Origin of the sequence: Lysinibacillus sp. GbtcB16 (genome assembly GCF_019091145.1) — a bacterium.
Lineage (GTDB): Bacteria > Bacillota > Bacilli > Bacillales_A > Planococcaceae > Lysinibacillus > Lysinibacillus fusiformis.
The window spans coordinates 1,439,910-1,457,698 of the sequence record NZ_JAGXJV010000001.1 but is presented as its reverse complement, the minus strand read 5'-3'; the positions used below and the strand labels follow the sequence as shown (position 1 = coordinate 1,457,698).

Annotated in this window: 14 protein-coding genes; 3 read left to right on the top strand and 11 right to left on the bottom strand. The window is 36.7% G+C overall.

Annotation, left to right across the window (positions count from 1 at the left end; translation table 11 throughout):
* Positions 1-120: 120 nt before the first annotated feature.
* Complete coding sequence (locus KVT27_RS07255; protein ID WP_217581032.1) at positions 121-2,202, bottom strand: serine hydrolase domain-containing protein; 2,082 nt, start codon at positions 2,200-2,202, stop codon at positions 121-123.
* 374 nt (positions 2,203-2,576) lie between these two features.
* Between KVT27_RS07255 and KVT27_RS07250 the strand changes: the two genes are divergently transcribed.
* Positions 2,577-2,843: a gamma-type small acid-soluble spore protein gene (locus KVT27_RS07250; RefSeq protein WP_036145978.1), complete on the top strand. Its 267-nt coding sequence runs from the start codon at positions 2,577-2,579 to the stop codon at positions 2,841-2,843.
* 437 nt (positions 2,844-3,280) lie between these two features.
* On the opposite strand, the gene KVT27_RS07245 is transcribed toward KVT27_RS07250, so the two are convergent.
* From KVT27_RS07245 to KVT27_RS07235, 3 genes are all read right to left on the bottom strand, one after another.
* Complete coding sequence (locus KVT27_RS07245; protein ID WP_036125527.1) at positions 3,281-3,925, bottom strand: DUF1295 domain-containing protein; 645 nt, start codon at positions 3,923-3,925, stop codon at positions 3,281-3,283.
* Between the two features lie 22 nt (positions 3,926-3,947).
* Positions 3,948-4,745 carry a MerR family transcriptional regulator gene (locus tag KVT27_RS07240; protein ID WP_036145980.1) on the bottom strand — a complete coding sequence of 266 codons (798 nt, stop codon included), beginning with the start codon at positions 4,743-4,745 and terminating at the stop codon, positions 3,948-3,950.
* Positions 4,746-4,923: 178 nt separating this feature from the next.
* On the bottom strand, positions 4,924-5,610 hold the full coding sequence (locus KVT27_RS07235; RefSeq protein WP_150907660.1) for a DUF421 domain-containing protein: 687 nt from the start codon (positions 5,608-5,610) through the stop codon (positions 4,924-4,926).
* A gap of 373 nt (positions 5,611-5,983) precedes the next feature.
* Here KVT27_RS07235 and KVT27_RS07230 point away from each other — a divergent pair, with 373 nt between their 5' ends.
* The gene (locus KVT27_RS07230) at positions 5,984-6,277 is read left to right on the top strand and encodes a hypothetical protein (protein ID WP_036145983.1); all 294 of its coding nucleotides are present in this window, start codon (positions 5,984-5,986) and stop codon (positions 6,275-6,277) included.
* A gap of 290 nt (positions 6,278-6,567) precedes the next feature.
* On the opposite strand, the gene KVT27_RS07225 is transcribed toward KVT27_RS07230, so the two are convergent.
* From KVT27_RS07225 to KVT27_RS07210, 4 genes are all read right to left on the bottom strand, one after another.
* A complete protein-coding gene (locus KVT27_RS07225; RefSeq protein ID WP_217581031.1) occupies positions 6,568-8,157 on the bottom strand; it encodes an AraC family transcriptional regulator in 1,590 nt (529 codons plus the stop codon).
* Between the two features lie 540 nt (positions 8,158-8,697).
* Positions 8,698-9,696 (bottom strand): ABC transporter substrate-binding protein, encoded by a 999-nt coding sequence (locus KVT27_RS07220; protein WP_150907663.1) that lies wholly within the window; start codon positions 9,694-9,696, stop codon positions 8,698-8,700.
* Positions 9,697-10,682: 986 nt separating this feature from the next.
* Entirely contained in the window at positions 10,683-11,549 is an 867-nt protein-coding gene (locus KVT27_RS07215) for an alpha/beta fold hydrolase (protein ID WP_036145992.1), read from the bottom strand.
* Positions 11,550-12,294: 745 nt separating this feature from the next.
* A complete protein-coding gene (locus tag KVT27_RS07210) occupies positions 12,295-12,957 on the bottom strand; it encodes a serine/threonine protein kinase (protein WP_208704321.1) in 663 nt (220 codons plus the stop codon).
* A gap of 1,058 nt (positions 12,958-14,015) precedes the next feature.
* On the opposite strand from KVT27_RS07210, the gene KVT27_RS07205 reads away from it, so the two are divergent.
* On the top strand, positions 14,016-14,576 hold the full coding sequence (locus tag KVT27_RS07205) for a hypothetical protein (RefSeq protein WP_052059767.1): 561 nt from the start codon (positions 14,016-14,018) through the stop codon (positions 14,574-14,576).
* A 782-nt stretch (positions 14,577-15,358) separates the two neighbouring features.
* Here the strand turns inward: KVT27_RS07205 and KVT27_RS07200 are convergent.
* From KVT27_RS07200 to KVT27_RS07195, 3 genes are all read right to left on the bottom strand, one after another.
* On the bottom strand, positions 15,359-16,270 hold the full coding sequence (locus tag KVT27_RS07200; RefSeq protein WP_036125510.1) for a 1,4-dihydroxy-2-naphthoate polyprenyltransferase: 912 nt from the start codon (positions 16,268-16,270) through the stop codon (positions 15,359-15,361).
* A 391-nt stretch (positions 16,271-16,661) separates the two neighbouring features.
* Positions 16,662-16,793, bottom strand: coding sequence for a hypothetical protein (locus KVT27_RS27045; protein ID WP_255350113.1), 132 nt, complete (start codon positions 16,791-16,793; stop codon positions 16,662-16,664).
* Positions 16,794-16,950: 157 nt separating this feature from the next.
* Entirely contained in the window at positions 16,951-17,559 is a 609-nt protein-coding gene (locus KVT27_RS07195; RefSeq protein WP_036125508.1) for a YpjP family protein, read from the bottom strand.
* Between the last annotated feature and the right edge of the window lie 230 nt (positions 17,560-17,789).

Below are 17,789 nucleotides of genomic sequence, written 5' to 3'. Positions count from 1 at the left end.
AGTGATTTTTGTGTGTATTAATTCTTATGTTCTATCTATTTCATGGCATAAAATAAGAATGTTATCATGTGGGCAGTGGTTTAAATGTATACTCAGAATACCCATCCGATTGTAGTAGTACTAGTTCAACGTAATTGTAAATTGCGAGTTCGGTGCACCCGCAAATACAACCGTTCCGTTCTTCGGTAGCTTTACTTTGTTATTGCCGCTCACAACAGTAAAATTGACGTATAGTCCTTCCTCATCATACACTGCGAACGAACTTTTTGCTGGTAATGACACTGTCATCGTTTTCCCTGCTGCCGCTTGCGGGATCGTAAACCATTCCGCATGACCATTTGCTTGTAGCTTCACTTTGGATGTTTGATCTGCATCAAGTGATTTTACGTTGGACCCACTTACGTATAACAATCCGCCCATCTCCATATATTCATTACCACCTTCTGTATAGAAACGAGCTTCCGACGTATCACGACCTGCCGATACAGGGATCTGAAGCTGATGCGCAGCCGTGTTTGGACCTGTAATTTTTCTGCCATTCCAATAGCCATCTAGACCTTCATTACGATTAATTTGTGTTGTCAGCATCATTGGTAAGAGATATAGAGCAGAACTATATTTTTCATTTACGAGATAATACTTAACCCCTTCCCTTTGTGCCCATGCGACAGTCGTTTCCTTCGATAGCATATTGTCTTCTAATTTCTCGGCTAAATATTGAGTAACCGCTACTTGCCCTAAACCTGGTAACGAAATAAATGAGCTCTCCACCAAGTATGTTCGGTCATTCTTTTCTTTGATGAAGTAGAGCTTGGAAGTGCCTGTTTCATGAATGAAGCTTCCATCTGCAGTATAGACATATTTTTCTTCTGAATTACCGGGTAAGAGTAGTTCTCCATTTTTCGTAATTTCTATGTTGAAATGACTGAAACTATTGCCGTAAAAACCCGTTTTCTTTGCTATATCTTCAGGCATCTTGGCCTTGACCGGCTTACCAAAGGATTTGTTCGGCTTGATATCCTTTATTACGCCCTTTTCTTTAAGCGCAGCGAGCAGTATTTCTGTCGCCATCAGTTGATTTGTAGAGCTACTACCGCCAGATGACAACACAGCCACTGCCATCTTCTGCTCAGGAAGTACGACCAATGAAGCATGTTGTAGTCCTGTATCTCCACCTTTAGCCAAGCCCTTTATCCCGTATTCACTGAATGGATATAGTTTCACACTATCCCAGCCAAGACCATAGTTGATAATATTATCTCCATCTCCTGGCCACATTCCTTTTTTATATTCCTCTTGCTCCATTGCCTTGACTGCCTTATCAGAGAGAATTCCTTTTCCCTGTCCCATAAATATTTGTGAAAAACGCACCATATCTTCTGCTGTGGATGAGATTCCTCCCGTTCCAATCACATTCACCGATTCAGCAGGAAGCTGCCCTTCATATGTTGGAAAATAAAGTCCAGCAAACTTGTCGTTTTTCCCTGTGTTCTGCGGTGTTTTCGTATGATTGAGCTTTAAGGGTTCCGTAAACTGCTGATGGATAAATTCGGTAAAGCTCATTCCACTTACTTTTTCCACCATAATCTCAGCCAACGTAAAGCCGTCGTTGCAGTATACCGAGAATGCACCTGGGTCCGCTTTTAAGCTCTGGTTGGACAATTGTCGCAACAAATTATCATGGGCATACGTATCATTATCATCAAATAAAAAGCTGTTACCGTACCCAGTACCTTGCAAGCCGGAGGAGTGGTTCAGCAGCATACGTGGCGTAATGCGTTTGTAACGCTCGTCTTTCATCTGAAAATCAGGAATATAATGAACGACTGGAACATCTAAATCAACTTTTCCTTCGTCGACCAATTTCATCACAGCCGCCGTTGTATAGATTTTACTAACTGAACCAATCCCGTAAAGGGTATTTTTAGTCAGCGGCTGTTTTCCTTCCATATCGTTCTTGCCTGTTTGACCCGACAAAATAACTTTACCGTTATCAATTAGCGCATATTGCACACTAGTCGTCTCATAGGACTGCGTGAGTAGATTTGCCTTCTCTGCTGCAATTTTTTTCAGTTTATGGCTAGCAACTTCTTGGCTCACTACAACCGTAGTCTGATTGTCAGAAACTGCCATAGCTACTGTTGGTAGGCTCATCGTTAACGCTAAAGTAGCCGCTAACACCCCGGATAATTTATTTTTCATAAAAAAAATTTCCTCCTTAGTGAAGTAATAGATATTAAGAAAATATTTCTTAGAAAAAAAGAAATATTTTCTATAAATAGAATATCGTAGTATACTATGTTCGTAAATACAATGATAGACTTATCCCCTTTCAGGCTTAAGACCTATAATTAACGACGTAACTTAAAAAGACCAGCTTGGCTAAATTGGCTTTGCTGGTCATTTCTATTAGGCTAGCTACAATATTTGTAACTTGTGCTACTTAGATTATTATTTTGTTTCATCCTCTACTAGCCAAGCTGCTGTTTAGGTCGAAACCTTTAAACGTACGAGCTTTAGAAAAAAACGGATACAAATACACCTTCTGTACACACTAATTCCAGGAGGTGATTTTAATGGCGAACAACAATCAAAACTTTAACTCAAACACTCCAAATGCCATGAGCCAGGAATTTGGAAATGAAACGGATGTAAATCAAATTAAACAACAAATCCAACAAGCTGAAGCTAAGAAAATGCAAGCTTCTGGTTCAACGAATTCGATGAGTCAAGAATTTGGAAATGAGACGGATGTTAATGAAATCAGACAGCAAATTCAACAAGCTGAAGCTAACAAAAAATTTGCGTCTGGTCGATTTTCAAACGAAAACAATACAAAGTAAATTTACTTATCATCCACAACCGGCAGCCTTTGCCGGTTGTATTTATATTCTTTTTTATAAAGGCCTCTCTCAAAGTTAAAATGAAAACTGAAGAGATGTCAAAGTGGCTTTTGTTTTATTATGACAAGTTCATTTCTTCTTATATCCTTTATTTTAGAACAACACGTCCTAGTTGAAATGATTAAAAAGTAATAAGTAACATTACATTACATACATTAATATTGGTGCCTCGCACGCACTTTTTATAGGCTGTGGCGTTTATTAAAGCCGCAGCTTTTTTATTTTTGTAAGACGAAGAACTAGCTAATCCAAATATGCAAAGCAACAAGCAAAACCTGTTAACGGTACATATTAATAATTATTTTTATAGAATAAAAATAGGAAATTGTCCCAAGTTAAAGCGTGATCTTGCTCTGTTAGAAACGCTTGTTACGGATTTACCAGATAAACGGAATTAACTTTTTTGTTTTCAGTTTATATACTGTAAATTGTTCTCCATACTTGCTCTGTAGATAATCGTCGGATTTAGGAATATATCCAAATACAAATACTAAAATTAGACCAAGTGGTATAAGTAAACTATAAATATTGTTAGAGATGAGCGCTAAACCTAATACCCAGAGGCAATCCCCTAGATAATTAATATGAATTGCATATTTAAATAATCCTCCTGTATATAGCTTTCCTTGATTAGCAGGATTGTCTTTAAAAGGCTTTCTTAATAACTCTGAAACGGTGTTTAGCATACTTCCTCCTACAAAAAATACCCAACCTAAAATAAGGATTACTACATTTGGATCTTGATTACTAGTAATCATTAAGATTGGGAAACCTAAATAATAGATCCCAAAAGCCAAACTGTTCATGATAGCTTCTTGCCATGCTATGCCTCTAGTCAACCATATAAACATCATAGCCGTTAATCGTAAAGCTGTAATAACTAAAGCAATAAAAAGCCCTAGTGCAATGCCTGAGTTGTCATAAGTAATGAAAAGTAAATAATATGCAATGACTAGATAGATCATTTCAGCAACTACAATCAAGATTTTTTCTTTTATCGTTGGCCTATTAATGCCATACATTGTATTACACTCCTTCAACTATTTATTGGATAGGAAAATATACTTCTACAATATTTTTTTCCTCCGAAGTACTATATGGATTCGTTTGATAAACTTCAAACGGCGCTCCATTCAGATTATAGTGATTATCGTTAACCCACATATGTAGCTTTGTATGAATAGACGGTAATTCATCATAAGAACCAGTAAGCGTTGCCATTGCGCAAAGACCAGGGTTAAACACTTTTGTTTCATGTGTGGCCTCTGCCAAGGGAATGGCTATTTCTACATCATATTTTTCTGGTACATATTCTGCGCTATGAAAAATGGCAAGTGGTTTCGCAATAGGTGCTAAATTTGCAAACAAAGCTCTACTCAATAATTCATTAAAGTGTAATAGAAAATCAGCGGTATTCACTTGTTTTCGTTGAGATAATATATGAAAGGTCAAGTGATTCATAAGCTTAATCTCTATTTTATCTAAGTAACTCATGATATGTTCGGCTTTATTTAAACGTTGAATATCAAGCTCTAATTTTTTTAATAGCGAACAATGATCAGTTATATATTTTGTTAACTTTTCTTGCTTGGTTTGCATTTTAGCATTTAAAAAGTCCCTATCATCCAAATTTGCTAAAATAACCTTGATTTCTTCAAGCGAAAATAAATAGTTTTTTAATCGCGTAATCAATAGAGCCGTTTTTAATTGGGAAAGATGATAGTAACGATAGTTATTTTGCCTGTCTACGGAAGCAGGCTTTAAAAGTTCAATTTCATCATAGTATCGAAGTGTCTTCAACGTAAGATGTGATATTTTCGAGAATTCACCAATTGAAAGCATAATCATCACCTCCTTTAATAAATTACTTTAAATATAATGTTTCCTGTAAGGGGAAGGTCAATAAATATAGCTATATTTTATTACTTTCGTAGCTAGCCTTCGATTATTTTTTTACTGGCTGCTGCGTGAGCTTCAAAAAAATAACCAGGTACTCCATTGAGTGCCTGGTTACTTTTGTTTAGAATTTTTGTATAAATAAGCTTCCATCAGATTGAATCTCAGCATAAAATACTTCTTCTATCTCTTTTATATGGACCCTGCTTAATTCATTTTTCAACCAATCTCTACTTTTACCAACTTCCAACAAATTTTTAGGTAATAATTTACCATCCGCAATTATTTCAATCGGTAAATAAGTCGGTGGCGAAGGATATATGTTTAAGTCACATTTTTGTGTCCCTTGATATTCAGGCTTTTTGAGAATACTAAGTCTACCATCGGGTTCTAGTATGGCGAAATCAATTTCTGTTATTGAAAAGATTTGATTTTGCCTAATCAACATCGTTAGGTCATCGATATTCACACCTGTTCTTTTTAATGCTTTTCTGTCTATCTTTCCATGTTTTATAATAATTGTAGGTTGACCATCAAGGATTACTCTAATTTTCCCTGACTTAAGACTTATATAACTAATAATTATAGTAAGTAAACACCAAATTACTAGGCTAAGTAGATCCTTTGTGTAATCTTTTGTACTAAGAATAACCATATTTGCAGCCATGGACCCTATTGTTATTCCTGTTACATAATTAAAAAAAGTTAAATGACTTAATTGTTTTTTTCCTAAAAGACGTGTAAGAGCCAGAAGGACAAAAAAAGTTATAATTGTTTCAATAGCTATTTGTAAGTAGCCTATATCGTTCATTGTTTCACTCCTATCCATAATAGAATGGTCAACTTTTTGAGAAAATACACAAATAGCCCATGCTCAAAATTAATGCAGTGCCTGGGCTTTAATAATTTTCTACTTGTGCTTGAAGAGCACTATTAACATAGCGTAGTACAACGTCATTTTCTGCTGTAGATAAAGATCTTGATACGCCTTTGTAACACTGCGTCGTCATTAGCCATGTCCGTCCTTTTTAGGTAGGTGAATTGTTTCACAATGAAACTTTTACTCATTTGAAGCGTATTTAAGTAAATACATGTAAAATGGAAAATCCATCTTTCAACCATCGGTGCAGAATAGTTCAACAAACATAATAATGCCGTGTTTGATTTTGAAGGAGGGCATAAAAATGGGTACTTTTTTCATCATACTTATGGTCTTGTTTATCATTATTGCAAATATGATTGCGTTTATAGCGTACAGAAAAAAGAATAATCTTTATTTTTCTGCGTTCATACTATTACTACTAGCAGTCTTCTTTGGTGCCATTGGTGGGTCTTTAGCGGTAATGGTTATTCGCGATCCTTTTGCGTTGTTTTATGGCATGCAAATAGGGTACTTTTTATTGATCAATAGTGTCATCGTTTTGATGGTCGCCATTTTTGCTACTGTCATTAAAAAATTTAATAGCAGTAAAATGTGATTTTACGCTTATTCTGTACATTTAAAAAGCCCATTCCCAATTGGTAACAGGCATTAGCATTTTTATCGCCATTAGAAGCACTCGTGGACGATATCATAACTTTTGCACTTTATAAAGAAGAGATTAATTTTCGTTCGTATAACTAAAGAAAAAGAAGCATTCCTTTGTCTGAAAGAAACACTCCTTTTGTAATCATACTATTTAATCAAAGTTCGGCATTGATTATCATCTCCATCGTGGTGCTCTTAAACCGTTAACAGTAAAAGTTGAGACCCACAAGCAAAACCCAATCAAGCTAACGATCGCAGTATATCATCGATTTTTTTGCTGTTGGAAATAATTCCATTATTCATCCATGTTAGAAAATCAACCTCGTAAACACGGTTGTTTCTAACAGCGGGCAAATCGCGCCACTCCGGCATCTCGAGCAGTTCCCTCTCCTTCCCTTCTTCTTGGCTATGCCATTTATCGAACGTAATGAACAGGTGATCTGCGGTTAGCATATGCAGATCTTTTACAGTGAGAGTGAACATACCCGGCCTATTCGCTTTTGAAGCTACACCAACTGCGGAGTGGGAGCGCAAACCAACATCGCCATAAAGAACTGTTGAAACAAAGGCTTGCCCTCCTTCCGTATATTGGATGATTTGGTCCGCCGAAATACGCAAAAAAGCAACACTCTGCCCTTTCATAAGATGACTCAGCGTTTGACCCGCACTCCTTGCTTTGAAATCATAATTTGTGATAGCTTCATTGGCCAACTCCTCCCGACCGAAATAATCAGCGACGTTACGCAGCAATGTACGCCAATTATTGGTTTGCTCACGCAGGATGCACGTGTTGGAGATGCGTCGGCACTGAGCATATTGCTGTTGTTCGTAACGATCCACAAGCAATATCAAATCTGGCTTATAATAGGAAAGCTCTTCAAGATTGTCACTGTTCTCCTCAAATGTCGGAATTTCGTTTAAGCCTAGATAGTCTTGTTTTCCCCATTTCTCATGCCGATATTGAGCGATAGGCTCCATATCCAGCGCGACGATGAAATCCTCCAAATATGGCGCTACTATTCTAAGCTTTCCCTTGCGACTGCGACGGTATTGTCCAGGCGATATGCCTACCGTCTGCTTGAAACGACGGCTGAAATAATATTCATTGCTGAAGCCTGCATTTAGCGCTATATCGAGCAACTTGTCATCGGCGCTCGCTAGCCACTTCTTGGCTTGATTGATCCGTACTTCATTCAAGTACTGGAGCGGTACTTGCCCAGTAGCTTCTTTGAACAAACGGGTATACTTCCAACGATCAATACCTGCAAGGGAGGCCAGCTCTTCCACGGTCAGCAGCTCACGGTAATATTGCTGAATGTGCCGTATACTGAGCTCTATCCCCTGATGCACGGTATCCGTTCCCTTCTCTTCAATTGCCGGTGCATTTTGGTGGAATAGAAAGAGCAGCAACTCTTGGAATTTCACAAATCGTTGGAACAGTTCGAGCTCGTCGCTCGCTCTGCGGAGTCCATATAACTCATTAAGGAGTTCCATTGTCTTTGCGAATGGTGAGCAGACAAGCTCTTGCTTATCAGGCAGTAAGCCCGAAGCTGCATCATAGCCTCTCGTTTCAAAGCGCACCTGATAGTAACTGCAGTTCGAAATCTTTCGATCAATAGTGAAATATCTGCCAGGCCCCTGTAAATAACACTTTCCTTGTTCCGTGCCACTCATAATAAAGAGCAGTTCATAGCTTTCCTTATCGCTTCTATTGCCGCCATCCCAATCATTCATTTCGGCTTGGTCGCCTACAACGATGAAGCGGATGGATCGTAGTATATATTGGACTAATGGGACCATCTCGGCTTGTTTGCACTGTTCAATATCCATTGTAACTAACAACCGCCCTTTAATTGATATTCATTCTCAATGAATATAGTGTAAATCAAAAAGAGCCGCCCATCAACCTTAAACTGTACTTTTTTAAATTGAGAAAAAAGAGGTTGATGTACTAAAAAAGAGCAGGAAAAAAATGCAGTCCAAATATACAGGCTAGCGATTACATATATAAAAGAATGTAACTGTCATGTTATTAGGAAAGCTGAAAAACCTAGAGAAATTTATAAAGCAGCAGGTTTAGATGTAGAATGAAGTCGTTTAAAGCGTAATCAGGGGAAACGGTGGCGTACCACTTTTGTATAGCTGAAGTTGAAAGTTTACAAGATATGCGAAAAACAAATACAAGACGTGCGTCAGAAGGTGAATTAAGAATAGATGGAAAAATAGTTAATGGAAGTTGAAAAGCTGCCGCAAAATGAAGACGGCAGCTTCAAAAAAAGTTTCTTAAAATTGTCCTTTATAAAGGGGACAGGTATATTTCCTAAAGATGACGATAAGGCATGCCTAGGAATGTAATCACCCTATTTCATATTAAGGAGCCAGTAATCGAAGTAAATCGTCCAGCTTCAACTCGTTAGCCGTAATGGCTCCCGTCTGCCAATAGGATCTCTCAACTGGATATACATGGCCGTTCTTAAATGCAGGAACGGTTTGCCATAACCTGTCTGCCTTCATTTCCTCAAGAGCTTTCGCGTTGCTCTCTTCCTCCCACGTCCCATTGGATGGAAGCAAAATAATATGGTCCGCGTCAAGCTCTGGAATGACCTCCTTCGACAAGACGATATTGCCCTCCGTCATTGCCTCGGCGAACCCCGGAGCCTTCAGTCCAAGATCCTCATACAAGATTTGTCCGACAAACGTGTTATGAATGCCAAAAATATTAATCGATTTGTCTACGACGTTCATTCGCAGAACAACAATCTTCTCATCGCCGATCGCTGCGTTCAGCTTCGTTTTCACATCCGCAATACGTGCATCGTAATCAGCAAGAACCTGCTTCGCCTTATCATTTAGACCAAGCAAATCGGCGATTAAGGTCAATGTTTTGCGCGTATCCACAAGTACGTCGTCCGGCAAGCGGAACGTCGGTGCAACCTTAGAATAGAGCTCGTATTGTTCGGCGTCTACCTCTCCAGCGCCGATAATCAGGTCTGGCTCGGATACAAGTAAAGCTTCAATGTTCCCAGTCACGTCGAACAATGGCACATCCAGTTTCAAATAATCCTGCTTGCCCCACATCGGGTTATAATATTGCACAATGGGCGTTACCCCAAGTGCAACCAAATAATCTTCACGATAAAGCGCTGAGACTCGCTTCGGATTTATCGGAATCTCTACCTCTCCAAAGCCATCTGTTACGACGCGTGTTTCGGTCTGAGGCATGCCTTCGCTTGACACTGCCGTTGCATTTGCAGACTGATCGGTCGTCCCCACAGCTTGATCGCCTGTCGAGGCGCAACCTGACATCGTAATCATTCCTGCAGTTATAAGCGATATCCATCCTGTTTTCATAAGCATCAATCTTGCCATGATTAAATTCACTCCCGTAATTTATGTATAGTAGCAAAACAATTCGATCGTTTAGAATGATAATCATTATCGTTTAGCCTGTGTAGATAGTACCCCAAATTGGATGACATAATCAATACACATTCTCTACGACCGGCTTTATACAAACTCGCCACTTCCGTATAAGGTAAAACAATAAAACCTTCATGAACCAAACGGACGACATGACTTTTTGCGGTGGTTTGGACCTAAAAAACGGATGCGAACACCTTATAGTAATCAAAGGGTGATTAAAAAAATACGCTAGTATATGTTCTCTCATCTATTTTCCTTATTTTTAATAAATAAAGAATGGCCAACTCCAAAGTCTATTTTTAGACATTAAACACCCCTTCACAGATCAATTATCTAAAGGGGGTGTTTAGTCTTAGCTTTATCAGAGGTGGTCCTTATTTTTTTATGGAAAAATTTAAAGCTTGTGAAATTTTACTGATCGTAAATTTTCACAAGCTTTTTAATTTAGAGGTGGGTTTTCTCCAGCCTCTTTCTCTATTCTCAATGTTTATAACTATCATCTTTTTCCATTTCAGGATAAGGAAAAGTTGCTTTATCTTTCCGTTCAATTTTCCATAATCATAAACATGGACTTTTTCATCTTCAAAAATTACAGTCGCTTGCTACTTTATTCCACTCCCTATTTTAGAGTCTATCTTATAAACATCATCTTCACTATCATTTCTTTTATTTATTAAATATTCATGAGTATCTTTTTTGACTGCATATAGCTGATATTTTACATTTCCATAAGTCCCCACAAGATAAAGGAGTAGTGCCCCGACTATAACTGAAAATATTATTGCAAATTTTCTCACTAACGAAACCCATTTCATTTCTAATTATTCCCCATAAAAAATACTCCCCTTAGATAAACAGATTTTATTTTTTCATCTGTCTACCTAATAGGGAGCATATCAACGTGAGTGCCTGTTTTTTGTTTTTATATTGCATCAGTCACGGCTGGCCTCATAAATTTTTTGTGCCAACATATATGGTCTTGAAAGTGTGTCCGTAAAGTGATCACCATCGCCTACTATCAGGCGGAATTGCCCTAGTCGGCTGGACATATTCGGATGCCAACCGTAACCCTCTCCTTGTGGCAAAGCGTTATCTTGATAGAAATAGACATAACTCTTAGGCGTTGGTAATGTGTAGAAAGCTTTAAGATTTAGTTTTTCGAAAAGAGGCTTAGCAGGTTCTGGAGTAACATTTAAATACATCTGTTTAGCTTCCTCTAAAGTAGCAGTATTGACAAAAGCATCCCGAAACAACGCAAATGGAAGCATGATTGTATCGTCCTTTGAGTTAGCTCTGAGTTGCTCAAACCCTTTCCTCATTTGTGGTGGAAATGCATCGGCAACCGATTCTCCATCTTTCAACACAAAGGCATCCCAGAAAACAAGACGCTTTATACGTTTTGGTACCTGTTCAGCAACTTTTTGAATGATTGTTCCCCCGAAACTGTGTCCTACAAGAACAAAGTCGTATAAGTTACATTCCAGAATAAAATCCACTATGGACTTAGTAATCATAGCATGTGTGACATTTTTATTCGGATCTTTGCCGTGGCCTGCGTATTCTGGAGTATAGACAATATGCCCTCGACTGCGGAGTTCTGCTGCTACACCGTCCCAAAAATGAGCGTCAGCCCAAGAACCATGTACAAGTACAAAAGTAAGCCGTTGCTGTGGTGAAAAATGGTGCCTTTCAAATTCTAGAGCACTATTGTTCCATGAATAAGGGACGTAATGATAAACCCTAGGCATAAAACCATGTTGATAGGGAGATTGATGTATATCTTGATGATACGAAAACATGTACAAGACACCCTCTCAAATCGAAATATATAAACAACTTATGCCCATTGCGTTTGAGAGGTTCCCACACATAAACGTAAAAAAAGTAAGTTGCACAAAATTAGTAAATTACGAGTCTGACTAAAACGTATAACTTCATCAAACTCCTCTTGTTCATAACGATTACCCATCAGCGAATTTTCTATAAATTGAAAGTTTTCCTACAATACTTCAATGCTTTTTTAGATTTTTACGCTTCTTAAATCGGAATAAGTCATATGCTTAAACTAAATGATCACAGACCATTAATTCTACCACTTGGAATGATTTCCATAGCGCTTTCTCAAATTGTTCATTCAAACATCATTCATTCCAATAAATACAACCAGCAGACTTGGCCACTAGCTATTGTTTTTTGTTATTTTTTTACTTTTTTCGCAGCTAGGTTCAGAAGATTAAAAGACAAAGACGTAGATAGCGAAATTAAAGATGTTTTTAACAATATATACACTAAAATGTAAAATGCATAAAATTCTCCTCCATACAATTAGAGGCTTTTAAAAATAATTCCATTTATAGTAAATAATTAATCTATCATACTTAAAATGGATTATAATAGCAGTAGTAAATTGACATACTCTCACCCTCTTACTACTAAAAAATACGCTACTCGGTGTGTGAGTAGCGTTACTGACCAATATGAAATAATCTTGTAAGAGGTTAGCTCCTACTTGTTATTAAACTACCCGTAAGTTCAATTATATTTTTACAGAAGTTTTAAAATATATTTTGTAAACTCTTCAAATGATGATTTCTTTCCACGCTGGTTATACCACTTTCGAATCGTTTCGACTAACCAAAACGGCACTGAATTTCCATCTATTAAATGATAGTATTGCTCATATCCTTTTTTTAAATGCTCCCATCGATGATCATTACCTTGTAGTGTGTATTCAGAGACATCAATTATTTTTGCCCTTCCATTTTGTAGTAAAATATTTTTTAAATGTATATCACGAGGGTTAAGTCCCTTCTTCCGAACATATTCTCTTGCTTCCTCCACTTCATTTACAACCTGTTTTGGGATGTGAATACCTTGAAGAATGCAGTCAAAGAGCGTTTTTCCTTCTTCGTAGCTTAAAACCAGGTATTCATTGTATGCAGCAAAACATGTTGAAAAGTAAGGTGATTCTTCTAAAACTTGATAAACAGTTGCTTCAATTTTTACTTTGTGTACTTTGTCTTTGGCATATATTTTAAATGCATAAGCCGGCGCGGAAAGAGACTGAAAAACAGCTGCATCTGTACCAATACCTATACACTTCAAATCATTAGCCTCACCACATATGGTTACCGGCTCGTTATTTGGATTTGAGAAAACTTTTATTTTAGAAAGAGAACCTATAGCTTTGTCCCAGTCGTTTTCCATATCATCTCTCCCATCATTTGCATTGAAGAAATTACACTATCTAATTACTTTAGTAGGGATTCGATATTGCTCTTAACAATATTTAGTTTATACATTGATCTTTATCTAGCAGCCATTAAAGATTAGGCTGTACTATCTTCCTGCTTTTTCACCACATTCTAAATGTCACACTTAAAACCCAATTTTCTCTTTAATTTTATAACGTTGGGAACTAATATTAGTTCCCATATACATTTCTCTTTATGTAATTTTACTGCTTCGTTAGCTGTAGAAGAACCAGTTCCCCTCTTCCCCTCCATCAGTAATATTTACCCTTAACCACCTTCATTAAAAACTTTCAAAGTGATTAGATGTAGCTTTACCTATACCCGTTAACCCAGTCCATTTAGCTAGTTGGATAGCAATAGAACCTACTCCCCCAGCTACATATTATTAATATATTTTTATTCATATCTTCATTAAAAAAACGATTGACATTCATTTTCTCCATTATCGCTTCATAGGCAATGATCCAAAAGTAGAAGAGGATTACACCCAAACAATGAGAGAACAGTATTTAACAGAAAACTAAATTAAGTTCATGTTAAGTACATCCTTAACATTAGATGAGGTACACGCATCTAATGTTTTGCATGAAATCATCACTTAAAATTCATTAAAATCTATGAAAAATTAAAAATGATAATTTTGGAGTAAAAAAACACCCATTTTGTAAACGAGTGTTTCGAGTCTTTTTTGATAACCACTTCGGTGGTGTGTTTTTTTCCCAGAGTTCAAATGATTTTGTATGGTGTAATTTTATAGAGATAGGTTGCTTTAGTCTCCAGGATTCTAGTGTATTACACTTTCATCCCTTAAACCCATTGCTCTAATCTGTTCAATTTTATAAAGCTCATTGGAGTTTTTATCAAGTGTTAGATAAACCTTTCTAGGAATGTAATTTCCAACTTATAAATTTTATAAACAGTTCGACTTTACCTCAAGACCAAATAAAACATAAAGGTTTGGTCTAAATGTATCTCTTTGTTGAATAATGTAAAAACAAGGAGCGTGATAAATTGGGTTTTGACAATTTCAATAAAAGTGAAAAGGAACCTACTTATAAAAGAATTAGCAGAATTCAAGATGATTGTGAGGAAAGTTGTAATAACAAAAATGTTCATCAAGGAGTACAGGTACCACAACAAGTTGTTGGTACTGGACTTCCAGGTTTTGCTTATATTTATGATACAACTGCACAACCAGGTATACCAAATAATGGCCAAGTTACGTTCAATACAAATGGTAATATTACCCCTTCGGGATTTGTATCACATGTACCAGGAACAGCACCTATCATTATAAACCAAACGGGGACTTATCTTATTACCTACGAAGTGTTCGTTACAGGTGGTCCTTTTGCATTTGCCCTTTTCAACGGCGACAACCAAATAGCAGGTTCTAATTACGGAGGCAATGGTGGTTCCGACCCGCAAAATGGTCAAGTAATAACGACTTTAAATTCATCGGATGTTCTTACTTTGAGAAATATTCATCCAAACCCGACAGCTTTATTAAACACAATTATTGGGGGCACACCGGTTGTCAGCGCGTCTATTGTCATTTTAAGATTAGCTTAAGGATTTTATTGCGAGTATACTTTTGGATTTTGGCCTTTACTTTAAAAAGCCTATTACCAATTAGGGTAACGGGCCTTTATATCATTATCGAACAATACCTCTATCTTTTTCTTGCCGAATTCATATGCTTCTTTTACGGCAGTTATGTGAGTGTCTATTGTAACACCCCCAACCTTTATCACGTAGGGGAACCACATCACCTAGCTCGAGAGTAAGGAATACCTGATTGATCCTTTAGAAATTAATGATTTTTTAACAAGATAAATGGATTTAAGTAAAAGAGATGTGAATTTAGATTCTCTTTAGCTCATATGGGTTAAAGTGTATAAATAAGTTCCATAGTAAAAAGCTTTCCAATAGTAATTCAAGATTTTCATTTATTGTTTCGAATTTTTTATTTATGATTTTATTTATTTCTTTATGCTCTCAAAATCATATCAAGTTCTACCCTTTCAACCCGTAGTGTTTCGGCTGTTTGAGGCAGTTTACAGAGCATAAGAAAAAGCCTCCATACGAAAATGAAAGCTTAAATATTGTTGTAAATTATCGAGAACTCACTTTTGACATCGTGGCAGAGCGTACAAAGTTAATTCGTAATTGTGTTTTAGATAAGTGCGTTTCCGTGCACTTTGTTGATGTAGTAAGTTGGTTTTAGTAAGGAGCTATACTTATCAATTGCTTGTTTTATTTTTTAACCATAAAAACCAGAGTTAATCCACAATTTTGAGGATCACTCTGGTTTTATATTTTGATTTCGAATCCATTTCTACATTTGCATATCTCTAAAATAGATAACTGATTAATAGCCCTACTGATAACAAAAAACAAAAAACTGTATTTGTCAATGCTGTTGATTTCATGGCAATACGCATATATTGGGGTTCTATTGCACCCTTTTGAAAACCCTTTATTGCTGTTATTGGCTTTTTCAAACCCATGAATAAAACTAAAGACCATGGGCTTATATATCCCATTAACACAATTAGTAAAATCCACAAATAGGAAAATACAAATGCTATCGCTAACAATTTAACTGCTTTCTCTCTACCAAGGAGGATAGGCAACGTTTTTCTTCCACCTTTAATATCTTCATCAATATCTCGAATATTATTGGACATGTTGATTGCCCCAACTAAAATCCCAATTGGAATGGATATCAATATACTTTCAACTGTTAAAGAACCTGTTTGAATAAAGAAAGCTATTAATACAAAACCTGTTCCCATTGACAATCCAGAAAACAACTCTCCAAGCGGTGTATACGCAATTGGTAATGGGCCGCCTGTGTATAAATAGCCAACTGCCATACCACATAAACCGATGACTGCTAACCACCAAGTACTATTCATACAAATATATACACCGATAAATGCTGCAACGATATACAATAGAATAGCCACAGTTAAGACGTTTTTGGGTTTTAATCCATGACGGACAATCCCGCCACCAATCCCAACAGAATCAGCAGTATCTAACCCGCGTTTAAAATCATAATACTCATTGAATAAATTTGTTGCAATTTGCAATGCTAAACACGAAATTATCATTCCGATAAATAGTAACCAATCAATCTTGGTTTCAAAAAGTGCTACAACTGTCCCCAATATAACAGGAGCAAACGTCGCTGTTAATGTATGTGGTCGAGTCATTGTCCACATTAACTTAGCTGAACTGATTTCTTTTTTACTTCCCATAAAGCATTCTATCTCCCTAGATTTTCTATACTAGAAGTATTAATTCTATTTATTTCATTTTTCCGTAATAAATTATATCATATCTATCAAAAATTTAACTATCCAGAGTTTTTAGTTGGATTACAAGGACCTATTAGGAAAAATTCTGTGATAAGGGATGTTATGCCCCCAACAACATTTGTTTAATTATATAGTCTCTTATGTAAATAATCCTCATGCTTGATAATCTCATTGCTTTCCGATCACGCGTATGCTATCACCATTTAAAAGCCTATTAAGTATCTCAATCTCTCTGTCTCCTTATACGAACTGAATACGTTTTTGTACTTCTGCAATTTTTTATTCATACTCCTTAATGCGATAATTTAGCGATAATACACACGCTATACTTCTATATAAACAGATCACTCGTTCCACAACTTGCCTTTGGTAATGTTGCCTCAATGCCATATATAGCCGTTTTAGATCCAATAAAGCTATTGTTTTCTGCCGTAATCAGTGAACGATTCAGCATTGTAACCATGATTTTAGGTTACTTTTTGGGGTACATACTTTCCCCTACTTCCCCCCTCCCTCTATTTTGTTAAAAACAAACAACTTAATGAACTACAGCCAACATTGATATATCAACGTTTTACAACAAAAAAACACCCGTTTTGTAAACGAGTGTTTCGAGTATTTTATGATAACCACTTCGGTGGTGTGTTTTTTTCCCAGTAAATATCGCCTAGGTTATAGTGTGCCATGAAGTCGTCCTCGACGCTGTGATAGTGGAAGTTGTAATAATAGCCTTCCTGCGGTCTTTTTTCCGTACGTACGTGGAAGCGGATGACATCTGATCCTGTGTCGTTGTTGATGACATTGAAAATTTTCTCACCATAATTACCACTTGGCTTTTCAGAGATGGTTAAAGATGCTAAGGATTGCTCGTCCAAACTAGCGACAGTCATGGCAATCGCCTCCTCCATTTTTGGGAAGATGATGTTGTCAAATTCATGGCTAATTTTAGGACCAATTTTAGTACCAAACTTTATGTATGATTGCTCTCTCGCTGCATCCATAAGCAAGGTATTATAATCAATTTCTTCCTCTTGGATATGAATCTGCTCGTCACTACTATAATCAGGCTCAGCAGCTAGAGCTGTGCTTGACCCCGATGCAGGACCGATAGATGCACGATTCGAAGGATTTTGATCAAATGCTTCCCATATTTCATGCGTTGGCGTAATTAAACCAAATGTTAAAAACGCAACCATTATGACAATACTTTTTTTAACCCACGTTTTCATTCAGTATCACCTACTCTTTATGTACAAATTGGTAATTCTCCTATTATTATATACGTTCTCGCCATTAAAAGGTTTCATATTTCTATAATTCATTGTACAATATTTATGAATAATGTGTCGGTTTTTTAAAGGAGGTACAAAGCATGAGCATCGCAATGGGTATTGGTCTTTTATTAATGTTAGGTTACTTATCATCTTTATGTTTCACGGACTAATTTTTTTATTTTGTA

Bases quoted from the DNA above. Each gene is read 5' to 3' on its own strand.
- KVT27_RS07210 (WP_208704321.1), bottom strand. From the start codon at position 12,957: ATGGAAAACGACTGGGACAAAGCTATAGGTTCTCTTTCTAAAATAAAA.
- KVT27_RS27045 (WP_255350113.1), bottom strand. From the start codon at position 16,793: ATGGTTACAATGCTGAATCGTTCACTGATTACGGCAGAAAACAATAGC.
- KVT27_RS07235 (WP_150907660.1), bottom strand. From the start codon at position 5,610: ATGAACGATATAGGCTACTTACAAATAGCTATTGAAACAATTATAACT.
- KVT27_RS07250 (WP_036145978.1), top strand. From the start codon at position 2,577: ATGGCGAACAACAATCAAAACTTTAACTCAAACACTCCAAATGCCATG.
- KVT27_RS07195 (WP_036125508.1), bottom strand. From the start codon at position 17,559: ATGAAAACGTGGGTTAAAAAAAGTATTGTCATAATGGTTGCGTTTTTA.
- KVT27_RS07230 (WP_036145983.1), top strand. From the start codon at position 5,984: ATGGGTACTTTTTTCATCATACTTATGGTCTTGTTTATCATTATTGCA.
- KVT27_RS07225 (WP_217581031.1), bottom strand. From the start codon at position 8,157: ATGGATATTGAACAGTGCAAACAAGCCGAGATGGTCCCATTAGTCCAA.
- KVT27_RS07255 (WP_217581032.1), bottom strand. From the start codon at position 2,202: ATGAAAAATAAATTATCCGGGGTGTTAGCGGCTACTTTAGCGTTAACG.
- KVT27_RS07240 (WP_036145980.1), bottom strand. From the start codon at position 4,745: ATGCTTTCAATTGGTGAATTCTCGAAAATATCACATCTTACGTTGAAG.
- KVT27_RS07220 (WP_150907663.1), bottom strand. From the start codon at position 9,696: ATGGCAAGATTGATGCTTATGAAAACAGGATGGATATCGCTTATAACT.
- KVT27_RS07245 (WP_036125527.1), bottom strand. From the start codon at position 3,925: ATGTATGGCATTAATAGGCCAACGATAAAAGAAAAAATCTTGATTGTA.
- KVT27_RS07215 (WP_036145992.1), bottom strand. From the start codon at position 11,549: ATGTTTTCGTATCATCAAGATATACATCAATCTCCCTATCAACATGGT.
- KVT27_RS07200 (WP_036125510.1), bottom strand. From the start codon at position 16,270: ATGGGAAGTAAAAAAGAAATCAGTTCAGCTAAGTTAATGTGGACAATG.